Raw genomic sequence first — 23,802 nt, 5'->3', positions numbered from 1 at the left:
GCCCGGGCCCGGTCGGTCAGACCCGGCCGGCAGCTCTGGTGCGGGCCAGCGCCTCGCGCAGCTCCTGCGCCAGCCGGCGGCGTTCTTCGGGGGTGAGGAAAGCGCCGAGCTCAACCTCGCGCGCGCCGCCGCGCAGGGTCAGGTAATCTGGCACCGGCCCGCTGTGTTCCCCCTCATTTGGACAGAGATGCACGCTGACCCAATAGGGATTGGCCTCCCAGCTTTGCAGCCGGCCACGCGGGCCGCGCCGGGTGAGGCTGATATGGTCGCGGCTCAGCTCCAGATCCTCGGTGATGGCACGGTCGCTCCAGGACCGGTTCAGTGCGAGCCAGATTACGGCCAGTGTGATCAGGAGAAATGGCAGCAGCCCCCAGAAGACCGGCGTCGCGATCACAGAAAGCAGCGGCAGGGCGATCAGCAGGGCAGTGGCGCCGATGAACCAGGCAAAGCCCGGCCGGCTCAGTGCGGAATAGGGCACGAGGTGCAGATGTTCCGGCCCGTCTGCGGGGCGCGACCAGTGATAGGGCATGGTGGATCCGAACTTAACTTATGCCTGATCGTCTGATCTGTCGCATAAACCGCGTCGCCGCCAAAGGCAAAGGCCCGAAATGAAACGGCCCCGGAGATATCTCCGGGGCCGTTTCAGATTCAGGAGTGTCACATCAGCTCAGTGGCTGTGCGAACGGTCCCAGTCCTCACGCTTGGGAAGCGTTTCGAACGTATGCTCCGGCGGCGGGCAGGGCAGGGTCCATTCCAGCGTGTCGGCATATTCGTTCCAGTAGTTGTTCTCGGTCACGCGGCGGCCTGCAAGCAGGGTGTAGAACACGATGCCGATGAAGAAGAGGAACGAAGCAAACGAGATGAACGCACCGATCGACGAGATGTAGTTCCAGTATTCGAACTGCACCGGGTAGTCGATATAGCGGCGCGGCATGCCCTGACGGCCAAGGAAGTGCTGCGGGAAGAAGGTCAGGTTCGCGCCGATGAACATCGCCCAGAAATGCAGTTTGCCTGCGAATTCCGGGTATTGCCGACCCGACATCTTGCCGATCCAGAAATAGACGGCAGCGAAGATCCCGAACACGGCACCAAGGCTCATCACATAGTGGAAATGGGCCACGACGTAATAGGTGTCATGGTAGCCACGGTCCAGCGGCGCCTGCGACAGGACCACACCGGTCACACCGCCGACGGTGAAGAGGAAGAGGAAGCCGAAGGCGAAGAGCATCGGCGTCTTGAACTCGACCGAGCCGCCCCACATGGTCGCGATCCAGCTGAACACTTTGATGCCGGTGGGCACCGCGATGATCATGGTCGCCATCATGAAGTAGCTCTGCTGCGACAGCGACATGCCGACAGTGTACATGTGGTGTGCCCAGACGACGAAGCCCAGAACACCGATCCCGACCATCGCATAGACCATCGGCAGATATCCGAAGACCGGCTTTTTCGAGAAGGTCGCAACCACCTGGGAGATAACGCCGAAGGCCGGCAGCACGATGATATACACTTCCGGATGGCCGAAGAACCACAGGATATGCTGGTAGAGGATCGGGTCGCCGCCGCCTTCGGGCACGAAGAACGAGGTGCCGAAGTTACGGTCGGTCAAGAGCATGGTGATCGCACCGGCCAGAACCGGCAAAGCGAGCAGGATCAGCCAGGCGGTCACAAAGACCGACCAGGCGAACAGCGGCACCTTATGCATGGTCATGCCAGGCGCGCGCATATTGAGGAAGGTGGTGATGATATTGATCGAGCCCACGATCGAGGACGCCCCCGAAAGGTGAACCGCGAAGATCGCCAGATCCATCGAGAAACCGGCTTCTTTTTCCGAGAGCGGCGGGTAAAGCACCCAGCCCACGCCCGATCCCGGCTGCCCGTCACCGCCCGGCGCAAAGAGCGAGGCCACGGCCAGCGCGGTCCCTGCAACATAGAGCCAGTAGGAGAGGTTGTTCATGCGCGGGAACGCCATATCCGGCGCGCCGATCTGCAGCGGCATGAAATAGTTGCCGAAACCGCCGAACAAAGCCGGAATAACCACGAAGAACATCATCAGGATGCCATGCGCGGTGACGGTCACGTTCCACAGGTGGCCGTTCGGAGTACATTCTCCGGGCGCCGCTGCGGTCAGACGCATTCCTTCGGCGCACATATACTGTACGCCCGGCTCCATCAGCTCCATCCGCATATAGACGGTGAAGATGACCGAGATCAGCCCGACGATTGCCGCCGTGAACAGATAGAGAATCCCGATATCTTTGTGGTTGGTGGACATGAACCAGCGGACAAAAAATCCGCGCTTGTCATGGTCATGCCCGTGGATGGCTGCATCCGCCATAGGCGTCTCCCGCTATTGCACTTCGGCCCCACGCCCGGGCTTACGCCTGTGGCTGGGGCCTCATTCCCTTGCTGATCCGTGTTTAGCGGGCGCGGCGAAGGGCCGCAACGATGAATTGATCAGGATCAAATTCGCCAGGAGGCAGGGCCCGGCCTGTGGCACGAACACACTGAAGTGCCGGGTTTCAGCGCCTCTGTCGGGGGGCGATGGCGGCTGGCTGCGGCGGCTCAGCCCGGTTTTCCCGGCAGTTTCGCCAGCGGATGATGATTGAACACGAGGTCCTTCAGCTCATCTTCCAGCACATGGGTATAGATCTCGGTGGTGCCAAGATCGGCATGACCGAGAAGGGTCTGGATGACCCGCAGATCGGCACCACCTGCCAGCAGATGCGTCGCGAAAGCGTGGCGCAGCACATGCGGGGTCACCTTTGCCGGTGAGATGCCGGCGGCAACCGCCATCGCCTTGATCAGTACGAAAAAGCTCTGCCGGGTCATATGCCCGTCCGCACCACTCCCCGGGAAGAGGTATTTCGATACCGGCTGGCCTGCGGCTTTCTGTGCGGCCTCGCGCGTGTCCAGCACATTCAGCCAGTCCACAACAGCCGCGCGCGCCGGGGGCGAGAGCGGCACCATCCGTTCCTTGTCGCCCTTGCCGCGGACCAGGATCATCGCCGGATTGCCGCGCACCGACGCCTGGGGCAGCGTCACCAGCTCGCTCACCCGCATGCCGGTGGCGTAAAGCAGTTCCATCAGCGCAGTATTGCGCAGCCGGTCTGCCGGTGTGCGGCCATGTCCGGCTGCGGCATCCAGCAGCCGGGTGATCTCTTCGACCGAAAGCGTCTTCGGCAGGCTTTTCGATTTGCCGGGGCCGGAAATCCGCAGCCCGGGATTATCCTCGCGCCAGCCTTCTTCAAAGGCGAAGCGGTAAAGCTGGCGAATCGAAGAGAGCCGCCGCGCGCGTGTCGCGGCCGAAAGCCCCTGGGCGTCACAATGGACCAGATAGGCCTCGATGGTCATACGGTCGAGCGTCGCGATATCATGACCCCCGGCCGCGACCCATTCGGCGAAATCCTTAAGGTCGCGGCCATAGGCGAGGCTGGTATTGCGTGCCGCGCCTGCTTCGGCTGCGATCGCATCGAGAAAGGTCGAGATCCAGCGCCAGGCCGGATTGACGGGTGGCTTCACCCCTTTTGCACCTGCTGTCCGGCCTGCCATCGGCTCAGCCCCGCCGCTCGAGGATCATCAGTTCCAGCGCGGTGCGGCGGGCGACATTCTCCAGTTTCACCTTGCGCAACAGTGACAGGCCGCGCGTTACCCCTGAGACATTTCCGTCAACGCCGCGCTGGATGTCTTCGATTGCCAGCAAAATCGCCTCGCCAAGCCGCATCCCTTCCAGAAGCATACGCGCCTCATCCGAGAGCTCCGGCGTGAGGAAGGCCGGGGCGATGGCGCGGCCCATCATATCCGGCGCGCGCAGCCCGGCAATATCGCCAAGCGCCAGCCCTGTCAGGAAGATCTCGGTTTCGTCCAGCGCCTTATGCGCGCTGGCGATGGTCTCGTATTGCGGCGATAACAGCCCGATGCGGAAGGCGATCCGCGCGACATCCGGCGGCAGATCCAGCGCGGCAAGCGCCGGCCCGTAAAGCGAGGCGAAAGGCACTTCGAGCTCGGCTTCCTGCATCCTCGCCCAGACCGGCGGCAATGCCGCCGCAATCCGGGTCTTGTCTTTCGACTGCATCGCCGCATCGAAGGCCTGGAACGCATCGACCCGGTCCCAGACCCCGCCCGACGCCGCCGCGTCGCGTTCGGTATAGAGCCCGAGCAAGACATTGGGCGCGATGGTACCGGCGCGGGTCAGCCGCTCGGCGGCCTCGATCTGGGCCTTCCATCCCGATTGCGGCCCGATCTCGGCATAGGCGAATGCGATGGGCATTCGCCCCGTGGGAATGGTCTCGCCAATCGCTTCGTAAAGCTTCCAGTCCAGCGGTGTCACCGGGCTTGGCGGCGGGGGCACAGTATCGGCCTCGAACAGGTCGGGGTCGAGAAAACGCGACAAGAGCGCGCTCTGCGCCTTGTCGACATCGCCAAGCGCATCGGCGCTGGTCAGGGTCAGCGCGGCCGCATCCCATTCCCCGCCACGCGCCAGGCAAAAGACATGGGCCGGCAGCGTCGGGGCCAGCCCCGGGGCCTTCTGCATCCTCTCGCAGGCTTTGTCCTCGCGCCCGGTCAGGATCGCGATGTCGAAAGCGCGGCGGAACAGATCAGGTGTCCCATCCCCCGCAATGTCGATCAGCGCCGCCGCCTGTTCCAGCGCGCCGATCTGCAAAAGCTTGTCGATCCGGGCCAGAAGCAGCCGCCCGTCATTGCCGGCGTCAATCGGCGGATCGGCTTCGGCCAGCAACATGGTCAGGAAAAGCTGGCGCAGCGCCGGCAGGCTTTCCATCCGGTCGCGGATCACGGCGCGGGCAATCTCATCCGAGAGCCCCGCGCCCCAGAGATTGCGCGGCAGGCCCGAGACCGCCGGGGAAATCAGCCCGACGGAATCGGGCGATGGGATATCCAGCGAGGTCGAAGACACCGTCACCGGCAGCGCGCCTTCGCTGGTCACCGGTGGCTCGATGGTCTTGACCGGACCGGCAGGCTTGCCCGCTTTGCCTGCGCCCGGCGTGCTGACCGATTGCGACAGCCAGTCGATCGCCGAGAGCGGATCATCACCGGCCGCAAAAGCCGGAGCGCCGCCCATGCTGCAGGCGAAGCCAACGACCCCCGACGCCATCAGCCGGCGCAGAGCCCTCCCGGCGCCCGGATGCGGCGCGGATGGGGAAATCGCCCGCGGCAGCAGCGCGCAAAAGCGATCAACTCGCATCCAGCACCACAGGTTTTGTCACTTCGGCCGGTGTCGGTGTCATATCGACGAGATAGGCATAGGCGGCCAGCGCCGCAAAGCCGAGAATCGCCAGAACCAGCAATGCCTTGAAAATCCGCCCCATAAACCAGTCCCTTTGTATTCGCCTGTCTCAGCGCTGCCTCTGTGCTGCCTTGCGGACAGGTAATTTCTGCCGATCCGGTCCTTTTCCTGCCTGATCGTCTGCCCGCCGGGTGAATATATATGGCTTTCCGGCCAAGATCACGCCATTGGAGAACGAAAAGCGCGGCGGCTTACCGTGATCTCCGCCGCGTTCACGCGATGGTGAAGGCAATGTATCGACTGAAAAAGACCGTCGCCATGGTCGGTATGATGGGGGCGGGGAAAACCGCCGTCGGAACGGCGCTGGCGAAACTGCTGAAAGTGCCCTTTGTCGATTCGGATGAAGAAATCGTCAAAGCCGCGGATCGCAGCATTGCCGAGATCTTTGAACGCGATGGCGAGCCTTTCTTTCGCGACCGCGAATTCGAGGTGATCGGCCGGCTGTTGCGCGGCCGTCCGGCGGTGCTCTCGACCGGGGGCGGCGCCTTTCTGGCGGTCCGCAACCGCGACCAGATCGCGGAGCACGGGATCTCGGTCTGGCTGAAGGCCGAACCCGAAGTCCTGTGGCAGCGCGTGCGGCACAAAACCACGCGGCCCTTGCTGCGCACCGCCAACCCGCGCCAGACGCTCATGGAGCTTTGTGCCGCGCGCGAGCCGTCTTACCAGCTTGCCGATCTGGCGGTGGATTCGGCAGCCGGCCTTACGGTCGAACAGATGGCGGCGCGGGTGGTCGAGGCGCTGTTGACGCGCCCCGATGTGCTGGAAGAACTCTGACGGGAATCCGGAGAAGAACATGTTGAATATTGTGCCGGTCAATCTGGGCGAGCGCTCCTATGAGGTCCGGATCGGCTCTGGCCTGATCGAAAATGCGGGTGCAGCAATCCTGCCGATGCTGCGCAGAAAGAAGCTGGCCGTGGTCACCGATGAGACCGTGGGCGCGCTGCATCTGGACCGGCTCAGGGCCGGCTTTGCCACTGTCGGCATCGAAATGTCCCATATGGCGCTGCCGGCGGGCGAGGCGACCAAGTCCTGGCGCTCCCTGTCGCAGACCGTCGAATGGCTGCTGGAACAAAAGGTCGAGCGCAAAGATGTCGTGGTCGCTTTTGGCGGCGGTGTGATCGGGGATCTCGTCGGTTTCGCTGCGGCTGTGCTGCGTCGCGGCGTTCGATTCGTGCAAATCCCGACCTCGCTGCTGGCCCAGGTCGACAGTTCCGTCGGCGGCAAAACCGGGATCAACACCCCCCAGGGCAAGAACCTGGTCGGCGCTTTCCACCAGCCTTCGCTGGTGCTGGCCGATATCGGTGTGCTGGAAACGCTGACGCCGCGCGACTTCCTGGCGGGCTATGGCGAGGTGGTGAAATACGGCCTTCTTGGGGACCCGCTGTTCTTTGAATGGCTGGAAGCTGAAGGTCCGGCGCTGGCGCGCGGCGACCGCGAGGCACGGCTGAAGGCGGTGACGCGTTCGGTCGAGATGAAGGCCGGCATCGTCGAGCGCGACGAGACAGAAGAGGGCGAGCGCGCGCTTCTGAATCTGGGCCATACCTTCTGTCACGCGCTGGAAAACGCGACTGGCTATTCCGGCCGGCTTTTGCATGGCGAGGGCGTGGCCATCGGTTGCGCGCTGGCATTCGAGCTGTCGCAGCGGCTTGGCCTTTGCGCCCAGGAGGCGCCGAGCCGGGTCCGTGCCCATCTTAAATCGATGGGGATGAAGACCGATCTCGCTGATATCGAGGGCGAACTTCCCGATGCAGAGGGGCTCTTGCGCCTGATGGGCCAGGACAAGAAAGTGGTCGACGGCAAGCTGCGCTTCATCCTCGCGCAGGGCATTGGTGAGGCTTTCGTGGCCGATGATGTGCCACCGGATATGGTGCTTTCTGTGCTGCGGGACGCGCTGGCGCAGCGCTGAGGCTTTACCTGCCAGAAAGGTTCGATATACTTGTCGAAACATAACGCATCGACCTGAGAGGCTGCCATGAAGCTCGGCTATATTTCTGCTGGCCCCGAGGGCGAAACCGACCTGCTGCTCCAGGAAGTCGCGCGCCGTCTGAGCGCGCATGGTCTGACAACGGCGGGTACGGTGCAGATCAACACGCTGCGCCCGGGGCGCACAAAAAGCGACATGGATCTCTTGGTTTTGCCCGAAGGGCCGCAGATCCGCATCAGCCTTGACCGCGGCGACGCGGCGACCGGCTGTCGGCTCGACACGTCGGCGCTGGAAGAGGCAGCGGTGATCGTGGCGCAGCGACTTGGCGCGGCGGATGTGCTGATGGTCAATAAATTCGGCAAGCAGGAGGCCGATGGTCATGGCCTCGCCGATTCCGTGGCCGAGGCGCTCGGGGACGGCAAGCCCGTGCTCTGCGGCATGGCGGATCACTTTCTCGAAGGCTTCCTGAACTACGCCGCCGGCCATGCCGAGGAATTGCCCCGCGAAGCCGATCAGGTTTTTGCCTGGGTGCTGGAAGCGCATCAGGCCCGGCTCGCAACCGTCTGAGCTGGTGGGGAAGGTCAGGGCAAACCCCGTCTTTGCCGGGGGAGCGGCGGATCTTCGCCTCGGGGCTGACAGTCCGATATCGATCTTTATCCGCGCCCGCCATGATACGGCGACACGGCCGCCGGTCGCCCACCGGCGCGATCCGGACCAATTGCTGCAAGGCAGCATGAGGTAACCTGACGGGACGAAACCCCTTCCGCGCGATGCGTCAGATCTCGCCCGGATCGGGCAAATGCATCGCTACAGACGTTGGTTTTTACCGGTCATGGCATTCCTGGCCATTGGGCGATCTTCTGGGGCTGCGCGCGCGGGAACCTGCGCCTGTGTACCAGGTGACGGCGCCGGTCACGCGCGGCAATTTTGAGGTGACCGTGACCGCCATCGGCACGGTGCAGCCGGGCACATGGGGCGCAATGTCGTCCGAGCTTTCCGGCAGGTTTGCCGCAGTCGAGGCCGATTTCCACCCGACAGTTGCTTCGGGCAAGGTTCTGGCGCGGCTGGATTGCACCGGACTAAACGTTCAGTTGTTGAATTCCGAGGCCCAGCTGGCGCCTCACGGGCGCGGCTCGTGTCCGCGCAAGCCACCGTGATCAGGACCGCTGATTGGTTTGACACTGCCGAGGCGCTGGACCTACGTGGGTCGGCCCGGTTCGCTACTCATCGCCGCCTGCGCGGCCTGTGAGTGCGCGCTGGCCTCGATCAGCGACGATCCCGATAAGGCGGTGATCCGTTTGTCCATTGACGGGATCGCGCCGGACCGCGCGAGCGGGAAGGGACAGATCCTTGCCGCCGCGCCGAATGGGCCGGTGCTGTTCATGCTGGCCGTGGAACTGCGGCGGATTGAGCTGCGCGTTTCCGTCGATTAGGCAGATACCGGCCATGTGGCGCCGGGGCAGGAGGCGAGCTTTACCGGTGTTGCCTGGCCCCGGCGGCATGGTCCGGGGATGGGTATGGCCCCTGGGTCTGCGTGCTGCTCTGCGACTTGCCGGCGCGGCTCAGGGCAGTGCCGTGATCGACCGGCTGCCGGCATCGATGCGAGCGCTGACGATCTGCGCGAGGGAGAGCAGGTGATCCCGTCGCAACGGGACGCCCGCTGCAGGCACCGACGCTGGCTCCCGGCTTTGCGCGCGGCGTGGCTGCATGCGATCAAGGCGCTCAGGCAGCAAGTGCGGCGGCTCTGCGCCGGGGGGGGGGCGAGGAAGCTGTGGATGGATTCTCAACTGCGGTTCCCATCTGAGAACGTGCATGCTAAAATCCGGGCATGAAAGCAAAACATTCCGATCAGGCGGCCAGTCAGGCAGCAAGAATGACCCAGGCGCTCCGCGATGGCGGGGTGCGGGTGACCCGGCAACGCGAGGCGCTGGTCCGGGTCCTGACCGAATCCGCCGATCACCCGGATGCGACCGAGCTGCATCGCCGCGCGCAGGTGATCGATGACACGGTGTCTTTGGCGACGGTCTACCGCACGCTGACCGTGCTGGAACGCGAGGGCGTGATCCATCGCCATTCGTTTGAAAACGGCTCGGCCCGGTTCGAGGTCGCGGCCCAGGGCCATCATGATCATATCCTCGATCTCGACAGTGGCGAGATCATCGAATTCCACAGTGAGAAGATCGAGGAATTGCAGCGCCGGATCGCCGCCGAGATGGGCTATGAGATCGTCCATCACCGGCTGGAGCTGTATTGCCGCAAGGTCTGAAGGGTTTGGCCGGGGAGTGGGGGGCCTGCCCCCAAGCGGCCTTCGGCCCCCCCGGGGGTATCTCGGTCAGGAGGAAGGGTTATTCCGCGGCATGATTGCGGCGCGGCGCTGTGGTGAGGCTCTCGAGCCTTGCCGAGAGGCCCTCGATGCGGGCTGCGAGGTCCTCAGGCGCGGGGGCCTCTGGTTCGCGCTCCGGGCTGCCGATCAGACGGCCGAAGATCCGGGCGAAGAGGCGCGAGATATCGTCCATGATCAGGTAGAAGGCCGGCACGATCACGAGGCTGAGGACCGTTGAGACGATGATGCCGCCGGTGACCGCGATGGCCATCGGTGCGCGGAACGTTCCGCCCTCGCCAACACCGAGCGCCGAAGGCAGCATCCCCGCCGACATCGCGATCGAGGTCATGACGATAGGGCGGGCACGTTTATGGCCGGCCTCGATCACGGCGGCGATCCGCTCCATGCCGCGCGCGCGCATCTCGATGGCGAAATCGATCAGCAGGATGGCGTTTTTCGTGACAATCCCCATCAGCATCAGAATGCCGATCAGCACCGGCATTGAGACCGGGTTATTGGTGATGATCAGGGCGATGGCGACGCCTCCGACCGAGAGGAGCAGCGAGGCAAGGATGGTGATTGGCTGGATGACCGAGCGGAACAGAAGGATCAGCACCGACAGCACCAGCATCAGCCCCATGATCATCGCATTGGCGAAACTGTCGAGGAGTTCGGCCTGGATCTCGGCATCGCCCGAGGGGCGCAGGATGACGCCGTCTGGCAGGTCGAGCGCCGAGGTCAGTGCCTCGAACCGGGCGGTGGCATCGCCGAGCGCGATCCCGGGGGCGAGGTCAGCGCCGATCTGCGCAACCCGGAGCCGGTTCAGCCGTTTGATCTGCGCCGGGCCCTGCGAGATCGCGATATCGGCGACCGAGGCCAGCGGCACCAGAATGCCTGTGGCGGTCTGCACCTTCAGCGCGGCCAGCCGGTCCGGGTCGCCGCGCGCCTCGTCATTCAGCCGCACCCGGATCGGGATCAGGCGGTTGTCGATCGAGAGCTTGGCAAGCGCCGCATCGAAATCGCCGATGGTGGCGGTGCGCAGGGTGGCCGCAATGGCGCCGGTGGTGACGCCAAGCCGCGCGGCCTCTTCAAGGCGGGGGGTGACGCGGATCTCGGGGCGCGGCAGCGTGGCCTCGGTCGAGACATTCATCAGGAGCGGCTCGCCGGCCAGCGCGCTTTCCAGCTGCTCGATGGCTTTGGACAGCGCGTCTGCGTCAGGCGAGAGGATGTCATAGGCGAGAGGCCGGCCGCCCGGGCCTCCGGGGCCGCCGAGCTTGAAGGCGCGGATATCGGGGATCGCGGCGAGGCGGGTCAGGACTTCGGCCTCGATCACGTCCTGGGGGCGGGTGCGGGTGTCAGAGGGCGGCAGTGTCGCCCAGGATCCGATCAGCGGCAGCTGGCCGGCCACATCTGAGAGCCGTCGCAGGAGGCTGACATCGCGGCGTTCCAGCAGCACGGTGATAGTGGCGCGGCGCAGTTCGCGGTCGCCCAGAGGCGAGGCGCCGCCCGTGACGAGGATATGCTCGATGCCTTCGGTCGGCGCGATGGCCGCACGCATCGCTTCGGTCATGCGGTCGGTTTCAGAAAGGCCCGAGCCGGGCGGCAGTTCGACCGAGATGGTGAAGCGGCTTTCGTCATCGGGCGGGAAGAGGTTGCCGGGGATCCGCGACATGGCGATCACCGAGCCGGTCACCAGCACGATGGCAAAGATCAGGGTCAGGTAGCGGGCGAGAAAGCGCCAGCGGCCCATGCGGGCGGGGCCGGTGCTCAGCCGCACGAGCCGCATATAGAAGCGCATCACCGGACCATCCCGATGCTCATCCATTTGGCCTTCGGCATCTTTCGGCCGCATGATATAGGCTGACATCATCGGCGTGATCAGCCTGGCAACCAGCAGTGAGAAGAACACTGCGACCGCGACCGTCAGCCCGAATTGCATGAAGTACTGTCCGGGAATGCCGGGCATGAAAGAGACCGGCACGAAAACCGCGATGATCGTCGCCGAGGTTGAAATCACCGCGAGGCCGATCTCATCCGCCGCATCAATCGAGGCGCGCCAGGGCGATTTCCCCATCCGCATATGCCGCGCGATATTCTCGATCTCGACAATCGCATCATCGACGAGGATCCCTGTCGCCAGCGTCAATGCGAGGAAGGACAGAAGGTTCAGCGAAAAGCCGATCATGTCCATCACGAGGAAGGTCGGCACGGCCGACAAAGGCAGCGCGACGGCGGCGATAAAGGTCGCGCGCCAGTTCCTGAGAAAAGCCAGTACGACCAGAACCGCAAGGATCGAGCCCTCGATCAGCGTATCAAGGGCGGCCTGGTAATTGCCCTGGGTATAATAGACCTGATCGTCGATCAGGGAAATCTGCACTTCCGGGTGATCTGCACGCACCCGGGTCAGCGCCTCGGCCACAGTGGCCGCGACCGAGACCTCGGACGCGCCTTTCGAGCGGTAGACCGCCAGCGCCACCACCGGATTGCCGTCCTGGCGCACAAAGCTCTGCGGATCGCCGTAACCGTCGCGGACCTCGCCCAGATCGGCGAGGCGGACGAAACGGCCATTCGGCAGCGCGATGGTCGCATCCGCCAGGCCCTGCACCGTCTGCTGGTTCCCCAGCGTGCGGATCGCCTGTTCGCCACCGCCGAATTCGGTCTTGCCCGATCCGAGATCGGCATTGGTCTGCGCGAGCTGCTGGCTGACCGCCAGCGCGGTGATGCCATAGCTGCCAAGGCGCAGCGGATCGAGATCGACACGGATCTCGCGGTCGACCCCGCCATAGCGGCTGACCTGGCCCACGCCCGGGCGGCCCTGCAATGCGCGGGTCAGCGTATCATCGGTGAACCAGGACAATTCCTCGATGGTCATGGCGGAGGAGGAAACCGCGAAGGTCTGGATCGCCTGGCCTTCGACATCGACCTTGGTGACGATGGGGGTCTCGACATCGGCGGGCAGATCGCCGGTGATGCGGTCAATCGCATCCTTGACGTCCTGGACCGCCGTTTCTGTCGGGATCTCCATACGAAACTCGATCAGCGTGGTCGAAAGCCCGTCCGAGATATTCGAAGTGACATTCTTTACCCCGTTCAGCCCGGCGACGGCATCCTCGATCTCTTTGCTGACCTGGGTTTCCAGCTCTGCCGGTGCGGCGCCGGCCTGGGCGACGGTGACCGAGACCAGCGGCAGGTCGATATTGGGAAAGCGCGTGATCGGCAGTTTGTTGAAACTTTGCCAGCCAAGCGCCATCAGCAGGACAAAGGCAAGGATTGGCGCGACGGGGTTGCGGATCGCCCAGGCAGAGAAATTCATCCGATATTCCTCACTGCACCTGATCGGGGATGGCCCGATCTTTGGGGGCCGGAGCTGCGGCGAGTGAGGCTTCCGTGACCGGATTGACCTTCTCGCCCGGGCGGATGAAGGCGCCGGCGCGGGTGATGACCAGATCTCCGGGGCGCTGATCGCCCACAGCAAGCCCGGCAAGCCCCTGATCGCGGATCATCACAACGACCGGGATCTCTTCGACGATCCCATCCCGTACCCGCAGGAGCATTTCGCCACCCTCTTTGCTGCTGATGGCCGAAAGCGGCACAGCGGCGAGGTGATCCTGGGCCAGCGTTATCGTCGCCTCGGCAAACATGCCCGCCCTGAGCGAGGGCTCGGGCGGCAGGCTGATCCGTGCGCGGCCCTGACGGGTGGTGGTGTCGATGGCGGGTTCGATCAGGCGCATTGTTCCGTCAAGGGGGCCGGAGAGGCCGGCGGCGCGCAGGCGGGCAGGCTGGCCCGTGCGCAAGGCGGGCAGCGCGGCCTCCGGGACATCGGCACGCAATTCCAGCGCGCCGTCTTTTTCCAGCACGAACATCGGCATCCCTTGCGCCGAGGCGACCGCGCCGATGGTGGCATTCCTTGCGGTGATGCGCCCGCCATAGGGGGCTTTCACCTCGGTCCGGGTCAGCATGAGATCGACATTGGCAAGCTGCGCCGCCGCCAGATCGGCCTGCGCCTTTGCGGCCGCCAGGGTCTCATGCGCCAGATCAACCCGCGCTTCGGCCGCCTGGAGCGCCGCCGCCGCGCTGTCGGACGCGGCCGAAGTCGCGGTGCCCTGAGCCTCAAGCCTGGCAGTGCGCTCAGAGACCCGTTTTGCCTCGTCCCGCGCGGCGCGGGCCTCGATCTGCTGCGCCTCGGACTGGGCAATCGCCGCCTTCGCCTGGGCCAGACCGGCAAGGCTCTGCGCGCGCTGGAGGTCGAGCGAAGATGAGGACAGCACCGCCAGCACCGCGCCGGTTTCGACATAATCGCCGATATCGGCGCGCAGTTCCTCGATGGGCTGACCTTCGATCAGCGGCTGTACCTGGACCTCTTCGACCGCAGCGATCAGCCCGGTGACGATCAGGCGCTGGGTCAGATCCTGCATCGTGACCGGGGTGACATGGATCGCCGGCAGCGCAATCCCGGGCGCCGGCTGGTCTTCGGCCAGCAGCGGGAAAGCGGGCAGGGCGGCAAGGGCGGCAATCGCAAAAAGCTGGCGCATCGGTCAACCGTGAGCAGGAGCGAGGTGGATATCGTCAAGGATCTGGTCAATGCTGCGCCGGATGAGCCGGGACAGCGTCGGGTCGGGGCTGAGGTCAGAGCGCTGGCCATAGCCGCGCAGCACCAGGACCACAAAGCGGGCCTGCGAGCTGAAACGGGCGCGGCAGATCTCTGGTGCAAGACCGGAGACCGCGGCGAAAACCTCAAGCAGCATGTCGCAGACGGTTTCTTCCATCCGCAGACAGGCCGTGGAAATCTCGGATTGGCGGAGCGCGCTCGCCGAGATCTCAGCTGCCAGCCGGCAGTCATCCGGGCCGGTCTCTTCCAGATGCTGCGCGATGCCAGCGCGCAGCGCCGCCATCTTGTCGGGCGCGGCCAGCACGGCCTCGAATTGTGCGCGCACCTCATCGACATCCTGGGCGACCAGCGCTTCGACAATCGCGGTTTTCGAAGGGAAATAGCGGTAGAAATTACCGACACTCATCCCGGCGGCGCGGGCGAGGTCATTCATCGACGTGCCGTCAAAGCCTTTCGCGGCAAAGGTGCTGCGGATCGCGGTGAGGATCCCGGCGCTGCGGGGCTGGATCGCGCCAGGACCGGGGGCGGGTGCGGCAGGGGATTCCATCAGGGGCTTTCTTGCGGCAATAGGAGGGACAGGGTGTGAATGAACGTTCATTCTCATAATGCAGGCCGCAAGCGACTCTGCAAGTGCAAATCCTGCCGGACTGTGGCAGAAGCCGCCCATATGGGCCGGAGACGGGCGAAAATCCGCAGGCGGGCTCAGGATGCGGCAGGAGATGGTGATGCAGGAGCGGTTCTCGTTCGAGGTGAAGGCGACAGATGGCGCGGCGCGGCAGGGGGTGATTCATACGCCCCGTGGCGATATCCGCACGCCTGCTTTCATGCCGGTCGGCACGGCGGCGACGGTGAAGGCGATGATGCCGGACTCGGTTGCCGCGACCGGGGCGGATATCCTGCTCGGAAATACCTATCACCTGATGCTGCGCCCCGGGGCGGAGCGGATCGACCGGCTTGGCGGGCTGCATAAACTCATGAACTGGCAAAAGCCGATCCTCACCGATTCCGGCGGCTTCCAGGTCATGAGCCTCGCGGGGCTGAGGAAACTGACCGAGGAAGGCGTGACGTTTTCCAGCCATGTTGACGGATCGAAACACATGCTCTCGCCCGAGCGTTCGATGGAGATCCAGAAACTGCTGGGATCCGACATCGTGATGTGTTTCGACGAATGCCCGGCGCTGCCGGCGACCGAGGAAGAGGTCGCGAAATCCATGCGGCTTTCGATGCGCTGGGCGCAGCGCTCACGCGATGCCTTTGGCGACCGGCCCGGACATGCGCTCTTTGGGATCATGCAGGGCGGCGTTACCCGCGATCTGCGCGAGGAATCCGCCAAAGCCCTGACAGAGATCGGCTTTGACGGCTATGCGGTCGGCGGCCTTGCGGTGGGCGAGGGGCAGGAGGCGATGTTCGGCGTACTCGACTATGCCCCCGGGTTCCTGCCGCAGGACAAGCCGCGTTACCTGATGGGGGTCGGCAAGCCTGACGATATCGTCGGCGCGGTCGAGCGCGGCATCGACATGATGGACTGCGTGTTGCCCTCGCGCTCGGGTCGGACCGGTCAGGCCTGGACCCGTCGCGGCCAGGTGAACATCAAGAACGCCCGCCACCAGGACGACCCGCGCCCGCTGGACGAGGCTTGCACCTGCCCGGCCTGCCGCAGCTATTCCCGCGCCTATCTGCATCACGTGCTGCGGTCGCAGGAGATCATCGCCTCGATGCTGCTGACCTGGCACAATCTGCATTATTACCAGGAGCTGATGCAGGGACTGAGGGACGCCATCGGCGCAGGGCAGCTGTCGTCTTTTGTCGCAGATTTCCATGCAAAACGGGCAGAAGGCGATATCGAGCCGCTTTGAACAGGTGCAGGCCGCAAAAGTCAGCGCGGCGGCATTTGCGGGACACCTGTGGTGAGCAGCGAGCGATCCGGGCGCCCGTTTGCCCGTGCGGCGTAGCCGTCATTCACCTCGCGGGCGATGCAGCTTAGCGCCATGCCGAGGCGCAGCATCGGATATGCGCCGCGGACGGTTTCCTGCCAGGAGATCTTGCTGCCGCCATCCGGGCCGGGACTGACCTCAAAAAACAATGTGCCGCCGAGCGTTCTGAGGGCCGTTTTCCCATCGGGATCCCAAATCTGAGATTCCATGCTGATCTGCCGTCCCGGCCTATAATCGTGAACCGTGACCAGATGCGGGAAATCGCCTTTTCTTTGAAGCATGAAATCGGCGCTGCTCCCCTCGGGGCGGCACTGACGATGCTATCAGGGTAAAAGTAGCGTTCCAGTTGGCCAGGCAGCGGGTAAAGCAGCTTCCATGCCTCTTCGGGTGGCTCTGGTGAGGTGAAGCGACCCCGATATGGGCCTGCATTGCTGCGCATCCAGTCCGGGCAGGGGCCGATTGAAAAACGACAAACAAGACAGAAACAGGCAAAGAGGATGCTCCATTCCGCCCATGCTGCAACTTCGCCCCAATGGGTCAGGTCGCGCGGCTTCGGCAGATTTGGACCGATCAGCGCCATCAGCGGTGGCATGATCCGTTCCAGGACCGTGACAATCAGCGCCGTCAGGGCGAGGGAGATGAGCAGGACCTCGATCACATCGAGAAAGCGCGGCGTGAAAGCCGCAAGAAGCGCGGTGCACAGGGCGATAAAGCCAAAACTGAGAACCGCGATGGCAATGAGCCCCTCTGGCGTTTGCAATCTCTCGACCATCCCCGCGTCGAACTGGTCCATCGCATAAAGCGCAAAGCAAAGCGTCAGGGTGAGCAGGGTGCCGCCGAAGAGCATGCGCTTATATTGGTGAATGATCCGCCTGAGCATGGCCCGGCTCCTGTTTGGTGTCACCTTTTTGTTATCCGGCTTCCGGGCGATGATGTGGCGCGAACAGGGAAAAAATGTCCCGGCTCGGGCTTTGATGGGGATGGAGTTCCGGGTGACTTCGCCATTTCGGATGCCAACCCCTCTTGCAGAGCCATGCCCGCACGTTATTCTGCTTTGCTGACCCGCGAGCGGGTGGGAGACTTGAATTCATACTGTGGTCAACACAGATTAACAGGCGATCCGATGGAGATGGCGATGGCTGCCGATACCCGGGGCCGCACTGTCTGCCGAAATGAAGGATGAATGATGAGCGATATCAGAACCTCCACTTACCCCGTCCTGCCGCTCCGCGACATCGTGGTCTTTCCCCATATGATCGTGCCGCTGTTTGTGGGCCGGGAAAAATCGGTGCGGGCGCTGGAAGAGGTGATGCAGGATGATCGCCAGATCCTCCTGTCCAGTCAGCTTGACCCGACCGTTGATGACCCTTCGCCGGAAGGGATCTACCGCACCGGCGTGTTGGCAAACGTGCTGCAACTACTGAAACTGCCCGATGGCACCGTGAAGGTGCTGGTCGAGGGCAAGTCGCGGGTGAAAATCACCGATTTCATCGATAACCCGTCTTATTTCGAGGCGAGCGTCGAGCCGCTTTCGGAAGAGACCGGCGATCAGGAAGCGGTCGATGCGCTGCTGCGCGCCGTTGGCGAAGAGTTTGAACGCTACGCCAAGATCAAGAAGAACATCCCCGAAGAGGCGATGGCTGCGGTTTCCGACACCCGCGAACCGGCGCGGCTGGCGGATCTGGTGGCCGGGCATCTCGGGATTGATGTGGCGCAGAAACAGGATCTTCTGGAGACGCTGGTGATCGCCGAGCGGCTTGAGAAGGTTTACGGCCAGATGCAGGGCGAGCTTTCCGTCCTCCAGGTCGAGAAGAAGATCAAAACCCGCGTCAAGACCCAGATGGAGAAGACGCAGCGCGAGTACTATCTGAATGAGCAGATGAAGGCCATTCAGAAGGAGCTCGGCGACGGCGAGGATGGCCAGAACGAGATTGCCGAACTGGAAGCGCGGATCGCAAAGACCCAGCTGTCCAAAGAGGCAAAGGAAAAGGCCGAAGCCGAGGTCAAGAAGCTGAAGTCGATGTCGCCGATGTCGGCAGAGGCGACCGTTGTCAGGAACTATCTCGACTGGCTCCTGGGCGTTCCCTGGGGCGTGAAGTCGCGCACCAAGAAAGACCTGCCGGCGGCTCAGAAGGTGCTGGACAGCGATCACTATGGTCTGGAAAAGGTCAAAGAACGCATCGTCGAATATCTCGCCGTTCAGGCGCGGGCGACGAAGCTCAAGGGCCCGATCCTCTGCCTCGTCGGCCCGCCCGGCGTGGGGAAAACCTCGCTTGGCCGCTCGGTCGCGAAAGCCACGGGCCGCGAATTCATCCGCATCAGCCTCGGCGGCGTGCGTGACGAGTCCGAGATCCGCGGTCACCGCAGGACCTATATCGGCTCGATGCCCGGCAAGATCATCCAGGCGCTGAAAAAGGCCAAGACCACCAACCCGCTGATCCTGCTCGATGAAATCGACAAGATGGGCCAGGATTTCCGGGGCGACCCGGCATCCGCGCTGCTTGAGGTTCTTGACCCCGAACAGAACGGCACTTTCGTCGATCACTATCTCGAGGTCGAATATGACCTCTCGAACGTGATGTTCATCACCACGGCGAACTCTTACAACATGCCGGGGCCGCTTCTCGACCGGATGGAGATCATCCCGCTTTCGGGCTATACCGAAGACGAGAAACGCGAGATCGCGAAGCAATATCTGCTGCCGAAGCAGGTCAAGGCCAATGGTCTGAAGAAAGGCGAATTCGCCGTTTCCGACGAGACGCTGAACCATGTTATACGCTATTACACGCGGGAAGCCGGGGTTCGGAACCTTGAGCGTGAGATCGCGAAACTGGCGCGTAAAGCGGTGACCGAGATCCTGAAAGGTCAGGCGAAATCCGTTGATGTGACCACGGCAAAATCCGAGGAATATCTCGGCGTGCAGCGTTATCGTTACGGTCTGGCCGAGAAAGAAGATCAGGTCGGCGTGGTGACGGGGCTTGCCTGGACGAGCGTGGGCGGTGATCTGCTGCATATCGAGGCGCTGAAACTGCCCGGTAAGGGCCGTATGAAGACGACCGGCAAACTCGGCGATGTGATGAAGGAATCCATCGACGCGGCGTCGTCCTATGTGCGCTCGATCAGCCCGCAACTCGGCATCAAGCCGCCGAAATTCGACACGGTGGACATCCATGTCCACGTGCCGGATGGGGCGACGCCGAAAGATGGGCCTTCCGCAGGTCTCGCGATGGTGACGGCGATTGTCTCGGCTTTGACCGGTATTCCGGTCCGCAAGGACATTGCAATGACGGGTGAGGTTTCCTTGCGCGGCAATGCGATGCCGATCGGGGCCTGAAAGAGAAACTGCTCGCGGCACTTCGGGGCGGCATCAGAACGGTGTTCATCCCCGAAGAGAACGAGAAGGATCTCGCCGAGATCCCGGCCAATGTGAAAGAGGGCCTGGAGATCGTTCCCGTGACCCATGTGCGCGAGGTTCTCGCCCGCGCCCTGACCCGTCAGCCAGAACCGGTTGACTGGGATGAGGCCGCCGAAGAGGCCGCCGCCGCCGCCCGCGCGGCCGAAAGCCGCGACCGTGCACACGTTGCGCATTGATCCCGGCCTGAGCGGCTGACAGCAAAGACGGCGCGGCAGGCCCTCCTGCCGCGCCGTTTTGTTTTTGCGGCGCTGCAATTTCATTGGCGGGCCAAGGGGCGGATGGATAAGCTCGGAGCAGATGCAACATATGCGGGAACTTGGCCATGCCAGCGCTTAAGACTGCGGTGAAACCAAAGGTGACCCCGGCCAGAAAGGCGCCGCCCGCCAAAGCGGCGGAAGTCCCGGCTTCGCCGGCTGGCAAGGCAGGTGAAGAGGCTCGCGTGAAATCGGCGGGTCTGAAGCTCAAGGATCTGCTGGTCCGTGTGGCAGAGCAGAGCGACGCTCCGAAAAAGACGCAGCGTGAAGTGTCCGAGGCTGTTCTGGCGGTGCTTGGAACCGCGCTTGCGGCCGGAGAAGAGCTGAACCTGCCCGGTCTCGGCAGGCTCAAGGTGGTGAAATCATCGGATAAATCGGGCGGGGCTGTTCTGACAGTCAAAGTCAAGAACGCAGGACAAAAGAAAGAGGCAAGCGGGAAAGAGCCTCTTGCGGAGGACGGAGAGGATAGCTAAAAGCCCCTCACCGGGCGATTAGCTCAGCGGTAGAGCGCTTCGTTCACATCGAAGATGTCAGCGGTTCAAATCCGTTATCGCCCACCATTATTGGCCCAGAAAACTAAGGAAATCCCTTGTTTTGCTGGGCCTTTTCCATTCTACCGTTACAAACTCTGTTACAAAACGGGTCTGTAATGGCTGGCGCACAACGATACCTTCTTAACCGCGATGGCAGATTCTTTGCCCGGCTTGTGGTGCCGAAAGACCTGCGGGCCGCTGTCGGTAAATCTGAACTGCGGGCAGCCCTCGGGCCGGATCGCAGGACTGCCATGAAGATGCTGCCGGGCGCGGTGGCGCAGCTTCAACACCAGATCGCACATGCCGAGCGGCAGGCGGTTCCTGCGAACAGTGCAGCCAGCCCGGCCCGCTATCCGCTGGCACCGGATCAGATTGCGATGTCGCACTATCACCAGCGCATGGCCTTTGATGAACAACTGCGAAGCGATCCGCGCTATGTTTCGGTGGCGGTTGACGATCAGCTTGCACAGCGTTTGCGTGACGCGATGGCGGGTAGGCCGTCGGATTCAGAACTGGTTGAACTGGTCGGAGTGCGTATCGAGCGGTTCCGAGCTGCGGGCAATCTCACCGCAGAACCCGGTTCAGATGAATGGCGGCAGATCGCCCGCGCCTTGTGTGTGGCTGAATATGAGGCGCTGTCGCGTGTTGTGGAGCGCGATGAAGGCGACTTCACCGGGAAGCCGGATCACCCCTTGCTGGTCAATGCCTCGTTGCCGGAAAAAGCGCCTGACCCGGTGAGCCTTTCCAAGCTATGGGATGATTACATAAAGGCCCGCACCACAGCTGGCTTTTTGAAAGACGGTGGCAAACGGATGCGCCCCGTTGCTGCAAGTTTGCGGCAGTTCCTCGGGCATAATGATGCGCGGCAAGTCAGCAAGAAGAACTTGCTGGACTGGCGCGACCGGTTGCTTGCGTCCCTGTCCGCCAAGACCGTTTCCGATATGTATCTGTCTGCTGTTCGGTCACTGTTCCAATGGGCGCATGATAACGAGCGGCTGCCTGAAAACCCGGCTGGCACGGTGAAGCAGGCCAAGCCAAAGAAACAGCGTTCGCGTGAGGCAGGCTATACGGATGCCGAGGCGGTCAAGGTGTTGAAGGCTTCGCGGCAGTATATGCCAAAGGCCGATGACTTTGGGCGCGTTCGGGAAACGTCCGCATCGGTGAATGCCAAGCGGTGGGTTCCGTTGCTTTGTGCTTTCACCGGGGTGCGTGTTTCAGAGATCACGCAACTGCGGAAAGAGGACATGCGAGAGGAAGGCAGGCGCTGGATCATCCGCATCACGCCAGACGCTGGCACCATGAAAGCCGGGCATTATCGTGATGTGCCATTGCACCGGCAGGTGATTGCCGAGGGGTTCATTCAGTTTGTGGAGCAATCCGAACAGGGACCGCTTTTCCATACCGGAACAGACCCCGCAAAATACGCGGCCAAGGCTGTTCGCATGACGAACCAAGTTGGCACTTGGCTGCAAGAAACCGGCGTTGTGCCGGATGGGGTTCAACCGAATTACGCTTGGCGACATCGCTTCAAAACCCAAGCCCGTGACATTGGTACAGATATTCGCGTTGTGGATGGAATACAGGGTCACGCGGGGCGCACCGCTTCGGATGGCTATGGCGATGTGTCGATAACCGCCAAGGCCCGCGTCATTGACGCGCTGCCAGATTACGCCTTGGTGTTATAATATAACAATTCCGCTTGCGGGCTGATTCAACCTATGAGATTCTTGCACTGTAGTTTTGTGCGAGTTCCACATGGGTATCATGTCCAGCCTCACCCGGTTCGCCGGGTGGGGCGTTTCCGAAAAGAAATCCATCCGCCTCACTGATCCAGAGGCTTTCCCGCTGTTCGGGATTGCCCCCTCTGCCTCGGGCGTGACTGTCACCGCCGCCAGCGCCATGCGGGTTCCCTCTGTTCGCCGGGCCGTGTCGCTGATCGCGGAATCTGTCGCCACCCTGCCGTTCAAGACCTATGCCGAGAACAAGGAAGCCGCGAAGGATCAGCATTGTTGCGGTCCCGGCCCATCCGGGGGCGCAGATCACCTCTGTCAAATCTGTAAAGAGTGAGATTCCGAATATGGAAACCGAAAACACCAACCCGGCCAATGACGCGCCGGAAATCGACCAGAAAGCCCTGAACGCGGTTCTGGCCCGTCTCGACAAGCTGGAAGCCAAAGGTCAGCGTCTGGGCGCACCTGCCGTTGTGCAGGGTAATGATGCCGACAAGAAAGCGTTTGTCACCTTCCTGCAATCGGGCCAGATCGACCAAAAGGCGCTGACCGTGGCCTCTGACGCCCCGGCCTATGTGCTGGCACCCGAAGAAACCTCAGGCGAGTTCATCCGCAATCTGGTGGAGTTCAGCCCGATCCGCACCATTGCCGATGTGCGCAGCACCGCCAGCCATACCATCCTGCTGCCGAAGCGGAACACCATCACCAACGCCGTTTGGGTGGGTGCGCGGGCATCGGCACCGGCCATCACCATCAACAGCCCGATCACGGTGAACGGCAGTGCCGGAACGCCCGAGCAGAATGCCGATCTGGCGAAACAGGTGGCGCGGGAAACCGAAGCCGGGATGCGGGCGCTGATCCAGACAGAACTGATCCGGCAGATGCGTCCGGGCGGGATGCTGCGCGGCTGATCTGACCGGGGAAGGGAAGGGGCGCAACCCGCGACCGCCCGGAGGATGGTCTATCCTGAGAACGTTTCTCCGAATTTCTTTGGAGTCCTGTAAGACTTCAATCTTTGATATTTACTATAACAAGCAAGAAATTCGGAGAAACGCCCTCTTCCCCGGTCCGAGGCACCGCCAGACCCGGCCAAGAAATACGGAGAAACACTTCCCCGGACGGGTGCCGGGCGTCAAAGAAATTCGGAGAAATATTCATTGCGGGCCACTTCATAACATAGGCACCAGTGCCTATGTTTATCCTGTCAACAATGAAGGATGTGCCGTTATGGCCTTTAATCTCAAACTGCCGGATGAACGCGGCAAGCAACTCCAGATGATCGCAGAAGCCGAGGGCAAGACCGTGGTGGACGTGATTACCGACCATATCCGCGCCAAGATTGCGGCTGGTGTAATCTCTGCCGATCTGCCGGGCGTGGAAGTCGAAAAGGCACCCGAGGAAATCATCATCCGCGCCCCCGGCTTCACGGCATCGCTGCCGGTGCAGGAAGGCCCGACCCTTGCCGACCTGCTGAAACAGTCCGGTCCTGCCGATCTGGAACGCAAGAAGCGCTGGATTGAGGGGCTGGCGAAGCTGACCGGCGTCAAGGTGAAGCGGATGGGCGCTGGCATGACGCTGGTTTCCCCGATCACCGGCAAGGAATATCCGCTTTCCTTTGCCGTGGCAGAGGATCTTGGCGACCAGATCACCCGCGCCACGGAATGAAAACAGGGGCCAGCGCTGGAACGCTGAACCCCTGATGATCGGCTTAGATTGCAAGGCAAGTATATGGAACGCGACGAAGAATCGCAAGGTCTGACGCCCCGCGCAAGGAT

Annotated in this window: 22 protein-coding genes, 1 tRNA gene and 1 pseudogene; 15 read left to right on the top strand and 9 right to left on the bottom strand. The window is 62.8% G+C overall.

Annotated features, from left to right (window positions below; all coding sequences use genetic code 11):
• Positions 1–16: 16 nt before the first annotated feature.
• The 5 genes from QNO18_RS14260 to QNO18_RS14240 form a co-directional block, all read right to left on the bottom strand.
• Positions 17–529 (bottom strand): DUF2244 domain-containing protein, encoded by a 513-nt coding sequence (locus tag QNO18_RS14260; RefSeq protein WP_283178204.1) that lies wholly within the window; start codon positions 527–529, stop codon positions 17–19.
• Positions 530–667: 138 nt separating this feature from the next.
• Positions 668–2,338 carry a cytochrome c oxidase subunit I gene (gene ctaD, locus QNO18_RS14255; RefSeq protein WP_283178203.1) on the bottom strand — a complete coding sequence of 557 codons (1,671 nt, stop codon included), beginning with the start codon at positions 2,336–2,338 and terminating at the stop codon, positions 668–670.
• Between the two features lie 227 nt (positions 2,339–2,565).
• Entirely contained in the window at positions 2,566–3,552 is a 987-nt protein-coding gene (locus QNO18_RS14250; RefSeq protein WP_283178202.1) for a site-specific tyrosine recombinase XerD, read from the bottom strand.
• A 4-nt stretch (positions 3,553–3,556) separates the two neighbouring features.
• Positions 3,557–5,113, bottom strand: coding sequence for a hypothetical protein (locus QNO18_RS14245; RefSeq protein WP_283178201.1), 1,557 nt, complete (start codon positions 5,111–5,113; stop codon positions 3,557–3,559).
• Positions 5,114–5,192: 79 nt separating this feature from the next.
• Positions 5,193–5,327: a hypothetical protein gene (locus tag QNO18_RS14240; protein WP_283178200.1), complete on the bottom strand. Its 135-nt coding sequence runs from the start codon at positions 5,325–5,327 to the stop codon at positions 5,193–5,195.
• A 209-nt stretch (positions 5,328–5,536) separates the two neighbouring features.
• Between QNO18_RS14240 and QNO18_RS14235 the strand changes: the two genes are divergently transcribed.
• From QNO18_RS14235 to QNO18_RS14210, 6 genes are all read left to right on the top strand, one after another.
• A complete protein-coding gene (locus QNO18_RS14235; protein ID WP_283178199.1) occupies positions 5,537–6,079 on the top strand; it encodes a shikimate kinase in 543 nt (180 codons plus the stop codon).
• Positions 6,080–6,098: 19 nt separating this feature from the next.
• Positions 6,099–7,211, top strand: coding sequence for a 3-dehydroquinate synthase (gene aroB, locus QNO18_RS14230; protein WP_283178198.1), 1,113 nt, complete (start codon positions 6,099–6,101; stop codon positions 7,209–7,211).
• Positions 7,212–7,277: 66 nt separating this feature from the next.
• Positions 7,278–7,796 (top strand): DUF2478 domain-containing protein, encoded by a 519-nt coding sequence (locus QNO18_RS14225; protein WP_283178197.1) that lies wholly within the window; start codon positions 7,278–7,280, stop codon positions 7,794–7,796.
• Positions 7,797–8,119: 323 nt separating this feature from the next.
• Positions 8,120–8,386 (top strand): hypothetical protein, encoded by a 267-nt coding sequence (locus QNO18_RS14220; RefSeq protein ID WP_283178196.1) that lies wholly within the window; start codon positions 8,120–8,122, stop codon positions 8,384–8,386.
• A gap of 18 nt (positions 8,387–8,404) precedes the next feature.
• A complete protein-coding gene (locus QNO18_RS14215; protein ID WP_283178195.1) occupies positions 8,405–8,662 on the top strand; it encodes a hypothetical protein in 258 nt (85 codons plus the stop codon).
• 440 nt (positions 8,663–9,102) lie between these two features.
• Positions 9,103–9,495: a Fur family transcriptional regulator gene (locus tag QNO18_RS14210; RefSeq protein WP_283178194.1), complete on the top strand. Its 393-nt coding sequence runs from the start codon at positions 9,103–9,105 to the stop codon at positions 9,493–9,495.
• A 79-nt stretch (positions 9,496–9,574) separates the two neighbouring features.
• Here the strand turns inward: QNO18_RS14210 and QNO18_RS14205 are convergent, their stop codons facing one another.
• From QNO18_RS14205 to QNO18_RS14195, 3 genes are read right to left on the bottom strand one after another with little or no spacing between them, the layout of a single operon-like run.
• On the bottom strand, positions 9,575–12,865 hold the full coding sequence (locus QNO18_RS14205) for an efflux RND transporter permease subunit (RefSeq protein WP_283178193.1): 3,291 nt from the start codon (positions 12,863–12,865) through the stop codon (positions 9,575–9,577).
• 10 nt (positions 12,866–12,875) lie between these two features.
• Positions 12,876–14,084: an efflux RND transporter periplasmic adaptor subunit gene (locus QNO18_RS14200; protein WP_283178192.1), complete on the bottom strand. Its 1,209-nt coding sequence runs from the start codon at positions 14,082–14,084 to the stop codon at positions 12,876–12,878.
• Between the two features lie 3 nt (positions 14,085–14,087).
• Entirely contained in the window at positions 14,088–14,708 is a 621-nt protein-coding gene (locus QNO18_RS14195; protein ID WP_283178191.1) for a TetR/AcrR family transcriptional regulator, read from the bottom strand.
• Positions 14,709–14,886: 178 nt separating this feature from the next.
• Here QNO18_RS14195 and tgt point away from each other — a divergent pair, with 178 nt between their 5' ends.
• Positions 14,887–16,017, top strand: a complete 1,131-nt coding sequence (gene tgt, locus QNO18_RS14190; RefSeq protein ID WP_283178190.1) for a tRNA guanosine(34) transglycosylase Tgt — start codon at positions 14,887–14,889, stop codon at positions 16,015–16,017.
• A gap of 20 nt (positions 16,018–16,037) precedes the next feature.
• Here tgt and QNO18_RS14185 read toward each other — a convergent pair whose 3' ends face one another.
• Entirely contained in the window at positions 16,038–16,304 is a 267-nt protein-coding gene (locus tag QNO18_RS14185) for a hypothetical protein (protein WP_283178189.1), read from the bottom strand.
• Positions 16,305–16,627: 323 nt separating this feature from the next.
• Here QNO18_RS14185 and QNO18_RS14180 point away from each other — a divergent pair, with 323 nt between their 5' ends.
• The 8 genes and pseudogenes from QNO18_RS14180 to QNO18_RS14150 all read left to right on the top strand — a co-directional run bounded on the left by QNO18_RS14180 (position 16,628) and on the right by QNO18_RS14150 (position 23,692).
• Positions 16,628–17,278 (top strand): hypothetical protein, encoded by a 651-nt coding sequence (locus tag QNO18_RS14180; RefSeq protein WP_283178188.1) that lies wholly within the window; start codon positions 16,628–16,630, stop codon positions 17,276–17,278.
• Positions 17,279–19,552 (top strand): annotated as a pseudogene (gene lon, locus QNO18_RS14175) (endopeptidase La).
• Positions 19,471–19,686, top strand: a complete 216-nt coding sequence (locus tag QNO18_RS25690; RefSeq protein WP_349293889.1) for a S16 family serine protease — start codon at positions 19,471–19,473, stop codon at positions 19,684–19,686. Before lon ends, QNO18_RS25690 begins: the two are co-directional and overlap by 82 nt.
• A gap of 146 nt (positions 19,687–19,832) precedes the next feature.
• Positions 19,833–20,237 (top strand): HU family DNA-binding protein, encoded by a 405-nt coding sequence (locus QNO18_RS14170; protein ID WP_283178187.1) that lies wholly within the window; start codon positions 19,833–19,835, stop codon positions 20,235–20,237.
• Positions 20,238–20,249: 12 nt separating this feature from the next.
• A tRNA-Val gene (locus tag QNO18_RS14165) sits at positions 20,250–20,324 on the top strand.
• A gap of 29 nt (positions 20,325–20,353) precedes the next feature.
• A complete protein-coding gene (locus QNO18_RS14160) occupies positions 20,354–21,982 on the top strand; it encodes a DUF6538 domain-containing protein (protein ID WP_283178186.1) in 1,629 nt (542 codons plus the stop codon).
• Between the two features lie 287 nt (positions 21,983–22,269).
• Positions 22,270–22,938, top strand: a complete 669-nt coding sequence (locus QNO18_RS14155; RefSeq protein ID WP_283178185.1) for a phage major capsid protein — start codon at positions 22,270–22,272, stop codon at positions 22,936–22,938.
• Between the two features lie 316 nt (positions 22,939–23,254).
• A complete protein-coding gene (locus tag QNO18_RS14150; protein WP_283178184.1) occupies positions 23,255–23,692 on the top strand; it encodes a hypothetical protein in 438 nt (145 codons plus the stop codon).
• Positions 23,693–23,802: the final 110 nt, after the last annotated feature.

The sequence above is a fragment of the Gemmobacter sp. 24YEA27 genome (genome assembly GCF_030052995.1).
In the GTDB taxonomy this organism is placed as follows: domain Bacteria; phylum Pseudomonadota; class Alphaproteobacteria; order Rhodobacterales; family Rhodobacteraceae; genus Pseudogemmobacter.
This window is presented reverse-complemented; position numbering and strand designations above follow the sequence as displayed.